The sequence below is a fragment of the Pseudomonas sp. FP818 genome, assembly GCF_030687335.1.
GTDB lineage: Bacteria > Pseudomonadota > Gammaproteobacteria > Pseudomonadales > Pseudomonadaceae > Aquipseudomonas > Aquipseudomonas shahriarae.
On sequence record NZ_CP117427.1, the window covers coordinates 851737 to 864505 of the forward strand.

The 12769-nt window shown below is 57.6% G+C and carries 11 protein-coding genes and 2 tRNA genes; all 13 read left to right on the plus strand.

Annotation, left to right across the window (positions count from 1 at the left end; genetic code table 11):
• Window positions 1-5 precede the first annotated feature (5 nt).
• The 13 genes from folP (at window position 6) to pnp (ending at window position 12557) form a co-directional block, all read left to right on the plus strand.
• A complete protein-coding gene (gene folP, locus PSH80_RS03670; protein WP_198792408.1) occupies window positions 6-857 on the plus strand; it encodes a dihydropteroate synthase in 852 nt (283 codons plus the stop codon).
• Between the two features lie 16 nt (window positions 858-873).
• Entirely contained in the window at window positions 874-2211 is a 1338-nt protein-coding gene (gene glmM / locus PSH80_RS03675; RefSeq protein WP_057440170.1) for a phosphoglucosamine mutase, read from the plus strand.
• A gap of 66 nt (window positions 2212-2277) precedes the next feature.
• On the plus strand, window positions 2278-3033 hold the full coding sequence (tpiA, locus tag PSH80_RS03680) for a triose-phosphate isomerase (protein WP_057960657.1): 756 nt from the start codon (window positions 2278-2280) through the stop codon (window positions 3031-3033).
• Window positions 3034-3037: 4 nt separating this feature from the next.
• Window positions 3038-3421, plus strand: a complete 384-nt coding sequence (gene secG, locus PSH80_RS03685; protein WP_029298979.1) for a preprotein translocase subunit SecG — start codon at window positions 3038-3040, stop codon at window positions 3419-3421.
• 21 nt (window positions 3422-3442) lie between these two features.
• Window positions 3443-3528: transfer RNA gene (locus PSH80_RS03690), tRNA-Leu, on the plus strand.
• Window positions 3529-3625: 97 nt separating this feature from the next.
• Window positions 3626-3702, plus strand: a tRNA-Met gene (locus tag PSH80_RS03695).
• Between the two features lie 141 nt (window positions 3703-3843).
• Window positions 3844-4302, plus strand: coding sequence for a ribosome maturation factor RimP (gene rimP / locus PSH80_RS03700; protein WP_032862957.1), 459 nt, complete (start codon window positions 3844-3846; stop codon window positions 4300-4302).
• Window positions 4303-4361: 59 nt separating this feature from the next.
• A complete protein-coding gene (gene nusA, locus PSH80_RS03705) occupies window positions 4362-5843 on the plus strand; it encodes a transcription termination factor NusA (protein WP_038445977.1) in 1482 nt (493 codons plus the stop codon).
• A 27-nt stretch (window positions 5844-5870) separates the two neighbouring features.
• Window positions 5871-8396 (plus strand): translation initiation factor IF-2, encoded by a 2526-nt coding sequence (gene infB / locus PSH80_RS03710; protein WP_057440169.1) that lies wholly within the window; start codon window positions 5871-5873, stop codon window positions 8394-8396.
• A 159-nt stretch (window positions 8397-8555) separates the two neighbouring features.
• Window positions 8556-8951, plus strand: coding sequence for a 30S ribosome-binding factor RbfA (rbfA, locus tag PSH80_RS03715; RefSeq protein ID WP_029298974.1), 396 nt, complete (start codon window positions 8556-8558; stop codon window positions 8949-8951).
• A 3-nt stretch (window positions 8952-8954) separates the two neighbouring features.
• Entirely contained in the window at window positions 8955-9872 is a 918-nt protein-coding gene (gene truB / locus PSH80_RS03720; protein WP_060764100.1) for a tRNA pseudouridine(55) synthase TruB, read from the plus strand.
• Between the two features lie 115 nt (window positions 9873-9987).
• Window positions 9988-10257, plus strand: coding sequence for a 30S ribosomal protein S15 (rpsO, locus tag PSH80_RS03725; RefSeq protein WP_003176135.1), 270 nt, complete (start codon window positions 9988-9990; stop codon window positions 10255-10257).
• Window positions 10258-10451: 194 nt separating this feature from the next.
• Window positions 10452-12557 carry a polyribonucleotide nucleotidyltransferase gene (pnp, locus tag PSH80_RS03730; protein ID WP_057960656.1) on the plus strand — a complete coding sequence of 702 codons (2106 nt, stop codon included), beginning with the start codon at window positions 10452-10454 and terminating at the stop codon, window positions 12555-12557.
• Window positions 12558-12769: the final 212 nt, after the last annotated feature.

Here is a 12769-nt window from a genome sequence, read left to right on the forward strand (position 1 = left end):
TTGAAATGACTTCTGTGTTGTCCTCCGCCCGGTTGCCTTGCGGCAACCGGGTTCTTGATTTGGCCCATACGCATGTAATGGGCATTCTCAATGTAACCCCTGATTCCTTTTCCGATGGTGGTCGCTTCAGCCAGTTGGATGCGGCGTTGCGCCATGCGGCGGCAATGGTAGCTGCAGGTGCGACCATTATTGATGTGGGGGGCGAATCGACCCGGCCTGGCGCGCGTGCTGTTTCCCCTGTGGAGGAAATGGAGCGTGTTGCGCCGATTGTCGAGCGTATTCACCGCGAACTGGATGTCATCATTTCGGTAGACACCTCGACCCCGGCGGTCATGCGCGAAACCGCGCGGCTTGGGGCCGGGCTGATCAATGACGTGCGCTCGCTGCAGCGCGACGGCGCGCTGGATGCGGCGGCGGCCACCGGGTTGCCTGTCTGCCTGATGCATATGCTCGGCGAGCCCGGGACGATGCAGGACGCGCCGCACTATGATCACCTGGTCGCAGAAGTGACGGAATTTCTTGTCGATCGCATTGCCCAATGCGCCGCTGTGGGAATTGCCCCTGAGCGGATCATTCTCGATCCCGGGTTTGGTTTTGCCAAAACCCTGCAGCACAATCTGAGCCTGTTCAAACATATGGAATCGCTGCATGCCCTTGGTCGCCCCCTGTTGGTTGGGGTGTCGCGCAAGAGCATGATAGGCATGGCCTTGAATCGCCCTGTGGGTGAGCGTCTGTATGGCGGCCTGGCCCTGGCGGCGCTTGCCGTGGCCAAGGGCGCGCGTATTCTGCGGGTGCACGATGTGGCCGAGACAGTTGACGTTGTACGGATGATCGAAGCAGTAGAATCAGCCGAATAAGAATGATGGAGCACTTATGACAAAGAAATATTTTGGCACCGACGGTATTCGTGGTCGGGTCGGCGAATTCCCGATCACTCCGGACTTTATGCTCAAGCTGGGCTGGGCGGCCGGGATGGCCTTCCGCAGCATGGGGGCATGCCGCATCCTGGTGGGTAAGGACACGCGGATTTCTGGCTATATGTTCGAGTCTGCGCTGGAGGCGGGCCTGTCTGCCGCCGGGGCAGATGTGATGTTGCTGGGGCCGATGCCTACGCCGGCGATCGCTTACCTGACGCGTACCTTTCACGCTGAAGCCGGTATTGTGATCAGTGCCTCGCACAATCCCCATGATGACAATGGCATCAAATTCTTCTCGGGCCAGGGCACCAAGCTGCCGGACGCGATCGAGCACATGATTGAAGAGTTGCTGGATGCGCCGATGACCGTCGTCGAATCGAGCAAGCTGGGCAAGGTCTCACGGATTAACGATGCGTCTGGCCGTTATATCGAATTCTGCAAAAGCAGCGTGCCTACCAGCACTAATTTTGCCGGGCTCAAGGTGGTCATCGACTGTGCCCATGGTGCAACCTACAAGGTTGCTCCGAGTGTATTCAAGGAGTTGGGTGCCGAGGTTACAGTGCTGTCGGCCCAGCCCAACGGCCTGAACATCAACGATAACTGTGGTTCGACCCATATGGGTCAATTGCAGGCAGCGGTATTGGCCGAGCACGCGGACCTGGGTATTGCCTTCGATGGCGACGGTGACCGCGTGTTGATGGTCGATCATACCGGCGCCATCGTCGACGGTGACGACCTGCTGTTCATCATTGCCCGCGACCTGCATGAGCGTAACAAGCTGCAAGGTGGCGTGGTCGGTACCCTGATGAGTAATCTGGGGCTGGAGCTGGCCCTGGCAGACCTGGGGATCCCGTTCGTGCGGGCCAATGTGGGCGACCGCTACGTGATTGCCGAGCTGCTGGAGCGCAACTGGCTGGTAGGTGGCGAGAATTCGGGGCATGTCGTGTGCTTCCAGCACACCACGACCGGGGATGCGATCATTGCGGCGCTGCAGGTGCTGTTGGCCCTGCGTCGGCGTGACGAAAGCCTGGCCCTGGCGCGCCAGGCGCTGCGCAAGTGCCCGCAGGTGCTGCTCAATGTGCGCTTTTCGGGTGGCGAAAACCCTATCGAGCACCCGGCGATCAAGGAAGCCTGTGAGCGCGTTACCGTCGCTATGGCGGGGCGTGGTCGGGTCTTGTTGCGCAAGTCGGGGACCGAGCCTTTGGTGCGTGTGATGGTCGAAGGCGATGATGAAACACAGGTTCGCGGCTACGCCGAAGAGCTGGCAAAACTGGTAACTGAAGTTTGCGCCTGAATTCGGCTTGCCAGTGTTGATGTGGTTGGGTAACATCTGCGCCCACTTTGACCGACGAGGTACAGCATGCGTCGCACTATGGTAGCTGGTAACTGGAAGATGCACGGTACCCGCGCCAGTGTCGCTGAGCTGGTCAATGGCCTTCGTCACCTGGCCCTGCCGAGCGGTGTTGATATCGCGGTATTCCCGCCTTGCTTGCATATCAACCAAGTGGTTGATGGCTTGAAAGGCAAGTCGATCCAGGTCGGCGCGCAGAATTCTGCGGTGGAAGCCATGCAGGGTGCGTTGACCGGTGAGATTGCACCGAGTCAGCTGGTGGATGCGGGTTGTTCCTATGTGCTTGTTGGGCACTCCGAGCGCCGTCAGATGATGGGCGAACGTGATGGGATACTCAATCGCAAGTTCGCAGCAGCACAGGCTTGTGGCTTGATTCCGGTGTTGTGCATAGGGGAGACCCTTGAGCAGCGTGAATCGGGCAAGACTCTTGAAGTTGTCTCGCGTCAGCTGGGCAGCATTATCGAGGAGCTGGGTGTTGGTGCGTTTGCAAAGGCAGTGATTGCTTACGAGCCGGTCTGGGCCATTGGCACCGGGCTGACTGCTACACCGCAACAGGCGCAGGATGTGCACGCAGCCATCCGCGCGCAGTTGGCGGCAGAGAATTCTGAGGTCGCACAAGGTGTGCGGCTTCTATACGGCGGCAGCGTGAAGGCGGCCAATGCGGTCGAACTGTTCGGCATGCCGGATATCGATGGGGGGCTCATTGGTGGAGCTTCCCTGAATGCAGATGAGTTCGGTGCGATTTGTCGCGCCGCGGGAAACTGAGAAAATGCTGGAAACAGTCGTAGTCGTTTTTCATCTGTTGGGTGCACTGGGCGTTGTTGCCCTGGTATTGCTGCAACAGGGTAAAGGTGCGGACGCTGGTGCGTCTTTCGGGGCAGGTGCTTCAAATACTGTGTTCGGAAGCCAAGGTTCCTCTACCTTTCTTAGTAAGTTTACTGCTATACTTGCCGCCGGTTTCTTCATAACCAGCCTGGGGTTAGGTTACTTTGCTAAAGAGAAAGCTCATGTGCTGACTCAAGCAGGTTTGCCAGATCCAGCAGTGTTGGAAGTTCCAAAAGCAAAACCGGCTTCTGATGATGTCCCGGTGCTTCAAGAGCAAAAGTCGGCTACTCCAGCGACTGACGTGCCTCCAGCTCAAGAGCAGAAGTAAGAAGGTTGTAAACGCTGTATTGCCGAGGTGGTGGAATTGGTAGACACGCAACCTTGAGGTGGTTGTGCCCATAGGGTGTAGGGGTTCGAGTCCCCTTCTCGGTACCAATTATCAGGAGAGCCCGCTGTTGCGGGCTTTCTTGTAGGTGGAAGGTTACATTGACCCTGTAAGGGATCGGTCGTATTACTTCCGCCCCAGCTTTGTCGCGGGGTGGAGCAGTCTGGTAGCTCGTCGGGCTCATAACCCGAAGGTCGTCGGTTCAAATCCGGCCCCCGCAACCAGTTTTAGCGGAGCCCCTTTTAAGGGGCTTTTTGTTAGCTGGACACTTTCAACGCCGCTGTTCGACGGCGTTTCAAGGATGGGCGTTTCGCCCATTTTTTTTATTTTGCACAGCATGCACATACATGCACGAGGGGGTTCAGGTGTCGAGCAAGCTAGAAGAGTTGCAGGCCTTGCTGGCCCCGGTGGTCGTGGCCCTAGGCTATGAATGCTGGGGTATTGAGTTTTCGGCTCAAGGTCGCCACTCAATGTTGCGCGTTTATATCGATAAAGAGGGCGGTGTGCTGGTGGACGATTGTGCCATCGTCAGCCGTCAGATCAGCGGTGTCCTGGATGTTGAAGATCCGATCGCCGTTGAATACACCCTCGAAGTTTCCTCGCCAGGCATGGAACGCCCACTGTTCACTATTGAGCAGTTTGCTAAATATGTCGGTGAACAAGTGAAGATCAAGCTGCGATCCCCTTTCGAAGGGCGACGCAACTTTCAGGGCCTTCTGCGCGGTGTAGAAGAACAGGATGTAGTGGTGCAGGTAGAAGACCACGAGTTCCTGTTGCCGATCGATATGATCGACAAGGCCAACATTATTCCCAGTTTTGACTGAGACGTGCCAGAAACTGCGGATCCCGCGGATCCAATGGCTTGCGAAAGGCGAGGCGTACGATGAGCAAAGAAGTACTGCTGGTTGTTGAGTCGGTATCCAATGAAAAGGGCGTACCGGCTAACGTGATTTTTGAAGCGCTGGAGTTGGCCCTGGCCACTGCTACCAAAAAGCGTTTTGAAGACGAAGTTGATCTGCGTGTGGAAATCAATCGCCACACCGGAGCTTATGAGACTTTCCGTCGCTGGACAGTCGTTGAAGAAGCCGATCTTGATGATCCGGCCATCGAAACCTGGCCAAGCAAGGTTGCGCAAACGCATCCGGGCGCCCAGGTGGGTGACGTCGTCGAGGAAAAGATCGAGTCCATCGAGTTCGGCCGCATCGCTGCACAGACTGCCAAGCAAGTCATTGTGCAAAAGGTCCGTGAAGCCGAGCGCGCTCAAGTCGTTGACGCCTATCGCGAGCGCCTGGGGGAAATCATCTCCGGCACCGTGAAGAAAGTGACCCGCGACAACGTGATCGTCGATCTAGGTAACAATGCTGAAGCGTTGCTGGCCCGTGAAGACATCATTTCCCGCGAAACCTTCCGTGTCGGCGTGCGTTTGCGTGCGCTGCTCAAGGAAATCCGCACTGAGAACCGTGGCCCTCAACTGATCCTGTCGCGTACCGCGCCGGAAATGTTGATCGAGCTGTTCCGTATCGAAGTGCCGGAAATTGCCGAAGGCCTGATCGAAGTCATGGCTGCGTCCCGCGACCCGGGTTCGCGCGCTAAGATCGCGGTCCGCTCCAAGGACAAACGCATCGACCCGCAGGGTGCTTGCATTGGTATGCGCGGTTCGCGCGTCCAGGCAGTGTCGGGCGAATTGGGCGGTGAGCGTGTGGATATCGTGCTGTGGGACGATAACCCGGCGCAGTTCGTGATCAACGCCATGTCCCCGGCTGAAGTCGCGGCAATTATTGTTGACGAGGATGCCCATGCAATGGACATCGCCGTTGGCGCAGACAATCTGGCCCAGGCCATCGGTCGCGGTGGTCAGAACGTGCGTCTGGCCAGCCAGTTGACTGGCTGGACCCTGAACGTCATGACCGAATCGGACATCCAGGCTAAGCAGCAAGCAGAAACCGGCGACATCCTGCGCAACTTCATCGATGAGCTGGAAGTCGACGAAGATCTGGCACAGGTGCTGGTAGATGAAGGCTTTACCAGCCTGGAAGAGATTGCCTACGTACCGGTGGAGGAAATGCTCAACATCGACGGCTTTGACGAAGACACCGTCAACGAGCTTCGCGCTCGGGCCAAGGATCGCTTGTTGACTAAAGCCATCGCTACTGAGGAAAAGCTGGCAGACGCCCATCCGGCCGAAGACCTGCTCTCGCTTGAGGGTATGGACAAGGATTTGGCGATGGAACTGGCGGTGCGCGGCGTAATTACCCGCGAAGACCTGGCCGAGCAGTCTATTGACGACCTGCTCGACATCGACGGCATTGACGATGATCGTGCCGGCAAGTTGATCATGGCCGCCCGAGCCCATTGGTTCGAGTAATTAGGCGCGGCCTGAGGAGAGAAGTGCATGACGCAAGTCACGGTGAAACAACTGGCCGATGAGGTCAAAACACCGGTAGAGCGCCTGTTGCAGCAGATGCGTGAGGCAGGTCTGCCGCACACCGCCGCCGAGGAACATGTGAGCGACAGTGAGAAGCAATCGTTGCTGACTCACTTGAAAAGCAGCCACAAGGCGAAAGTGGAAGAACCGCGCAAGATTACATTGCAGCGCAAAACAACCAGCACCCTGCGGGTGGCTGGTAGCAAGAGCATCAGCGTTGAAGTGCGTAAGAAGAAAGTCTTCGTACAGCGCAGCCCGGAAGAAATCGAAGCCGAGCGCAAACGCGAGATGGACGAACGTCGCGCAGTAGAAAATGCTGCACGTCAGAAGGCTGAAGAAGAAGCCAAGCGTCGCGCCGAAGAAGAAGCGCGTCGCCAGCCTGCTGCTGCGCAACCTGCTGGTACTGACGCAGTCGCTGCGCCTAGCGCGCCTGTAGAAGCTGTGCGTGAGGCCGCTCCGGTTGCCGCTGCACCAGCGCCTGCTGCTGACGCTCGCAAGCGCGACGAACCTCGTCGTCCGGACAAACCACGTGCCGACGATAACAATCGTCGTAGCGGCGGTGGCGATGGCGAGCGTAAAAACGCTCCACATCGTGCTTCGGTCAAAGAGAAAGCGCCTGCTCCGCGCGTTGCCCCACGGACTACCGACGAAGAAAGCGATGGCTTCCGTCGTGGTGGTCGCGGCAAGGCCAAGCTGAAGAAACGCAACGCCCACGGTTTCCAGAGCCCAACCGGCCCTGTCGTGCGTGAAGTGAAGATCGGCGAGACCATCACTGTTGGCGATCTCGCTCAGCAGATGTCGGTCAAGGCTGCTGAAATCATCAAGTTCATGTTCAAGCTGGGTACTCCAGCCACCATCAACCAGGTACTGGACCAGGAAACTGCCCAGCTGGTTGCTGAAGAGCTGGGCCACAAAGTGACCCTGGTCAGCGACACCGCCCTGGAAGATTCCCTGGCCGAGTCCCTGAAGTTTGAAGGTGAAGCGGTTTCCCGTGCTCCAGTCGTGACCGTCATGGGCCACGTTGACCACGGTAAGACTTCCCTGCTCGACTACATCCGTCGTGCCAAGGTTGCAGCGGGCGAAGCCGGCGGCATTACCCAGCACATCGGTGCCTACCACGTTGAAACCGACCGTGGCATGGTGACGTTCCTCGACACCCCTGGTCACGCCGCGTTTACCGCCATGCGTGCCCGTGGTGCCAAGGCGACCGACATCGTGATCCTGGTGGTTGCAGCGGACGACGGCGTGATGCCGCAAACCATCGAAGCCGTTCAGCATGCTAAAGCAGCTGGCGTGCCGCTGGTGGTTGCCGTGAACAAAATCGACAAGCCGGGCGCTGATCTCGATCGCATCCGTAGCGAACTGTCGGTTCATGGCGTGACTTCCGAAGAGTGGGGTGGCGACACTCCATTCGTACCGGTCTCGGCGAAGATGGGTACCGGCGTTGACGAACTGCTCGAAGCAGTCCTGTTGCAAGCCGAGGTCCTGGAACTGACCGCTACCCCATCGGCTCCTGGCCGTGGTGTTGTGGTTGAATCCCGCCTCGACAAGGGCCGTGGCCCGGTTGCGACCGTTCTGGTTCAAGACGGTACCCTGCGCCAAGGCGACATGGTGCTGGTCGGTTCGAACTACGGCCGTGTACGTGCCATGCTCGACGAGAACGGCAAGCCAATCAAGGAAGCCGGTCCAGCCATCCCTGTCGAGATTCTCGGCCTGGACGGTACCCCGGACGCTGGCGACGAGATGAGCGTAGTTGCCGACGAGAAGAAAGCCCGTGAAGTGGCTCTGTTCCGTCAAGGCAAGTTCCGCGAAGTCAAGCTGGCCCGTGCTCACGCCGGCAAGCTGGAAAACATCTTCGAGAACATGGGCCAGGAAGAGAAGAAGACGCTTAACATCGTCCTCAAATCTGACGTCCGTGGTTCCCTCGAAGCGTTGAACGGCGCCTTGAACGGCCTGGGTAACGACGAAGTGCAAGTGCGTGTTGTCGGTGGCGGTGTCGGTGGTATCACCGAATCCGACGCCAACCTGGCACTGGCTTCCAACGCTGTACTGTTCGGCTTCAACGTGCGTGCCGATGCTGGCGCACGGAAGATCGTCGAGCAGGAAGGCCTGGACATGCGTTACTACAACGTCATCTACGACATCATCGAAGACGTCAAGAAAGCCCTCACCGGCATGCTTGGCAGTGACGTTCGGGAAAATATCCTGGGTGTCGCCGAAGTCCGTGACGTGTTCCGTTCGCCGAAGTTTGGCGCGATCGCCGGTTGCATGGTTATCGAAGGTACTGTGCACCGTAACCGTCCAATCCGTGTACTGCGTGAAGACATCGTTATCTTCGAAGGCGAGCTGGAATCCCTGCGCCGCTTCAAGGATGACGCTTCCGAAGTACGTGCCGGCATGGAATGCGGTATTGGCGTCAAGAGCTACAACGACGTCAAGCCTGGCGACAAGATCGAAGTCTACGAGAAGGTTCAGGTTGCTCGCAGCCTCTAACTCGCGCACTTCAGGAGCCACGCCGCGTGTGGGCATGCAAATGCCCCGCGCAGTGTCCGGACTCTAAACGCAACGCCCGGTCTGGCTTTTGTCAGGCCGGGCGTTTGCCGCTTTCAGACCCCACGGGTTTCACCGTGTGGCAGTAACAGGTAACAAGACATGGCAAAAGAATACAGCCGTACCCAACGTATCGGCGATCAGATGCAGCGCGAGCTGGCCCAACTGATCCGTCGCGAAGTCAAAGACCCGCGCGTTGGCCTGGTCACCATCACCGCTGTTGAAGTGAGCCGTGACGTCGGTCACGCCAAGATCTTCATCACCGTGATGGGTCAGGACAACAGCGAAGAAATCGCGCAAAGCATCAAGGTGCTCAACTCCGCTGCAGGTTTCCTGCGTATGCAGTTGGCCCGTGAGATGAAGCTGCGCAGCGTGCCCCAGTTGCACTTCCACTACGACGAAAGCGTCGTGCGTGGTGCGCACCTGTCGGCCCTGATCGAGCGCGCCGTGGCTGAAGACAATCAGCATCCGTCCACACCTGAAGACGCCAAGGAGTAAGCGGTGGCTCAGGTCAAACGTATCCGTCGTAACGTCAGCGGCATCATCCTGCTCGACAAGCCCATTGGTTTTACCTCCAATGCGGCGTTGCAGAAGGTCCGCTGGCTGCTCAATGCCGAAAAGGCCGGGCACACTGGTAGCCTCGACCCCCTGGCTACTGGCGTGTTGCCATTGTGCTTTGGCGAGGCCACCAAGTTCTCGCAATACCTGCTCGATTCGGACAAGGGTTACGAAACCCTTATGCAGCTGGGCAAGACCACCACCACGGCAGACGCCGAAGGTGATGTTCTGCAGGTTCGCGACGTGACCGTTGGTCGTGCAGATATCGAGGCTGCCTTACCCGCTTTTCGTGGGCAAATCAGTCAGATACCGCCGATGTACTCGGCTCTCAAGCGTGATGGCCAGCCTCTTTACAAGCTGGCACGTGCGGGCGAAGTAGTGGAGCGTGAACCGCGTTCTGTTACTATTACGCGCTTGGAATTGCTCGCCTGTGAAGGCGACACCGCCCGCTTGGCCGTGGACTGCAGCAAAGGCACCTATATCCGTACCCTGGTGGAAGATATTGGTGAACAGCTCGGTTGCGGCGCGTACGTTGCAGAACTGCGACGCACCCAGGCTGGCCCTTTCACCCTGGCCCAGACGGTCACGTTGGAAGAGTTGGAAGCTGTACATGCCGAAGGCGGCAATGAAGCAGTTGATCGCTTCCTGATGCCATCGGACAGCGGTTTGCTGGATTGGCCATTGCTGCACTTCTCGGAACACAGCGCGTTCTACTGGCTCAACGGCCAGCCGGTCCGCGCACCGGATGCTCCGAAGTTCGGCATGGTGCGGGTACAAGATCATAACGGTCGCTTTATCGGTATCGGTGAAGTGAGCGAAGACGGGCGCATCGCGCCGCGTCGGCTGATTCGGTCAGAATGACCGAACGAGTGTGGCTGTTAACAGGCACGGTCAACACTCATTTTTAGATACAGGGATTTGTCCCTGGCCTGTTGAAACTGCCCTTTGGGTGGTTTCCTGAAAAAAGGATTGCCTCATGGCTCTCGACGTTCAAGAAAAAGCACAAATCGTAGCTGACTATCAGCAAGCTGTTGGTGACACTGGTTCGCCAGAAGTGCAAGTTGCACTGCTGACCCACAACATCAACAAGCTGCAGGGTCACTTCAAGGCCAACGGTAAAGATCACCACTCCCGTCGTGGTCTGATCCGCATGGTAAACCAGCGCCGTAAGTTGCTGGACTACCTGAAAGGCAAGGATCTGGGCCGTTACCAGGCTCTGATCGGTCGCCTGGGTCTGCGTCGCTAATCAGCGATTGCGCTAGAGGTTGGTTGTTTGCCGTGTGTCAGTGGGTTTCCCGCTGGCCCATGGCAGGCTCCCAGCCTCAAGTTTTATCTGGATACACGTTTTACCCTGGACAAGGGTTGGGCCGATTCCCGACATTGCCCAAGAATTTCGCAAGAAGACAAGTTCCCCAAGAGCCACAAAGAAGGTAGGACACCGTGAACCCGGTAATCAAAAAATTCCAGTTCGGTCAGTCGACCGTTACCCTCGAGACAGGCCGTATTGCCCGTCAAGCCTCCGGCGCAGTGCTGGTCACCGTTGACGACGACGTTACCGTATTGGTAACCGTTGTAGGCGCCAAGACCGCTGACCCAAGCAAAGGCTTCTTCCCTCTTTCCGTTCACTACCAGGAAAAGACTTACGCTGCCGGTAAGATCCCTGGTGGTTTCTTCAAGCGCGAAGGCCGTCCTTCCGAGAAAGAAACCCTGACTTCCCGACTGATCGACCGTCCGATCCGTCCGCTGTTCCCAGAAGGCTTCATGAACGAAGTGCAGGTTGTCTGCACCGTCGTTTCCACCAGCAAGAAGACCGATCCGGACATCGCTGCGATGATCGGCACCTCGGCTGCCCTGGCCATCTCCGGTATTCCTTTCGATGGCCCGATCGGCGCAGCTCGCGTTGCTTTCCACGAAAGCACCGGCTACCTGCTGAACCCAACTTACGAACAACAGAAAGCTTCGAGCCTGGACATGGTCGTTGCCGGTACTTCGGAAGCCGTGTTGATGGTTGAATCGGAAGCCAAAGAGCTGACCGAAGACCAGATGCTGGGCGCTGTACTGTTTGCTCACGACGAGTTCCAGGTTGTGATCAACGCTGTTAAAGAACTGGCTGCCGAAGCCGCCAAGCCGACCTGGACCTGGGCTCCTCAGCCAGAAGCCACTGAACTGCTGGGCGCTATCCGCTCCGAGTTCGGTGCTGCGATCTCCGACGCCTACACCATCACCATCAAGGCCGACCGTTACGCTCGCCTGGGTGAACTGAAGGATCAGGTTGTTGCCAAGCTGTCCGGTGAAGAAGGCCAGCCTTCTTCCAGCGAAGTCAAAGCAGCCTTCGGCGAAATCGAATACCGCACCGTTCGCGAAAATATCGTTAACGGCAAGCCACGTATTGACGGTCGCGACACCCGCACCGTACGTCCGCTGAATATTGAAGTCGGCGTTCTGCCGAAGACCCACGGTTCGGCCCTGTTCACCCGTGGTGAAACCCAGGCCCTGGTAGTCGCGACTCTGGGTACTGCCCGTGACGCACAACTGCTGGACACCCTGGAAGGCGAGAAAAAAGACCCGTTCATGCTTCACTACAACTTCCCTCCGTTCTCGGTAGGTGAGTGTGGTCGCATGGGGGGTGCTGGTCGCCGCGAAATCGGTCACGGCCGCCTGGCCCGTCGTTCGATTGCAGCCATGCTGCCTGCCGCCGACGTGTTCCCGTACACCATCCGTGTGGTGTCGGAAATCACCGAGTCCAACGGTTCCAGCTCCATGGCTTCCGTTTGCGGTGCTTCCCTGGCATTGATGGACGCTGGTGTGCCGATGAAGGCGCCAGTTGCCGGTATCGCCATGGGTCTGGTTAAAGAAGGCGAGAAGTTCGCCGTCCTGACCGACATCCTGGGTGACGAAGACCACCTCGGCGACATGGACTTCAAAGTAGCCGGTACCGCCAAAGGTGTTACCGCGCTGCAGATGGACATCAAAATCAAGGGCATCACCGAAGAAATCATGGAAATCGCTCTGGGCCAAGCCCTGGAAGCGCGCCTGAACATCCTCGGCCAGATGAACCAGATCATTGGTCAGTCCCGCACCGAGCTGTCGGAAAATGCTCCGACCATGATCGCGATGAAAATCGACACCGACAAAATCCGTGATGTCATCGGTAAAGGCGGCGCGACCATCCGTGCGATCTGTGAAGAAACCAAGGCTTCGATCGACATCGAAGACGACGGTTCGATCAAGATCTTCGGCGAAACCAAGGAAGCGGCTGAAGCTGCACGCCAGCGCGTCCTGGGCATCACCGCTGAAGCCGAGATCGGCAAGATCTACGTCGGTAAGGTTGAGCGCATCGTCGACTTCGGCGCGTTCGTCAACATCCTGCCGGGCAAGGACGGTCTGGTTCACATCTCCATGCTGAGCGATGCTCGCGTAGAGAAAGTGACCGACATCCTGAAAGAAGGCCAGGAAGTGGAAGTGCTGGTACTGGACGTGGACAACCGCGGCCGTATCAAGCTGTCCATCAAGGACGTAGCAGCAGCCAAGGCTTCGGGCGTTTAATTACTCCCAGGCTTTACGCTGAAAAAGAGGACTCTTCGGAGTCCTTTTTTTTGGGCTGCAGGAAAGTGAAGGTAAATCAGCCGTTTAGCCCAGGACAAAAGCCGCAACTTGCATGCAGGCACGATGGGCTTCATGCAAGTTGCACGATTCTGAATTTCGACAAAAAACATAAGCTATTGAATTTAAAGGTTTTTATTCTTATGCGAAAGTTG

Bases quoted from the DNA above. Each gene is read 5' to 3' on its own strand.
- folP (WP_198792408.1), top strand. From the start codon at position 6: ATGACTTCTGTGTTGTCCTCCGCCCGGTTGCCTTGCGGCAACCGGGTT.
- glmM (WP_057440170.1), top strand. From the start codon at position 874: ATGACAAAGAAATATTTTGGCACCGACGGTATTCGTGGTCGGGTCGGC.
- tpiA (WP_057960657.1), top strand. From the start codon at position 2,278: ATGCGTCGCACTATGGTAGCTGGTAACTGGAAGATGCACGGTACCCGC.
- secG (WP_029298979.1), top strand. From the start codon at position 3,038: ATGCTGGAAACAGTCGTAGTCGTTTTTCATCTGTTGGGTGCACTGGGC.
- nusA (WP_038445977.1), top strand. From the start codon at position 4,362: ATGAGCAAAGAAGTACTGCTGGTTGTTGAGTCGGTATCCAATGAAAAG.
- infB (WP_057440169.1), top strand. From the start codon at position 5,871: ATGACGCAAGTCACGGTGAAACAACTGGCCGATGAGGTCAAAACACCG.
- rbfA (WP_029298974.1), top strand. From the start codon at position 8,556: ATGGCAAAAGAATACAGCCGTACCCAACGTATCGGCGATCAGATGCAG.
- rpsO (WP_003176135.1), top strand. From the start codon at position 9,988: ATGGCTCTCGACGTTCAAGAAAAAGCACAAATCGTAGCTGACTATCAG.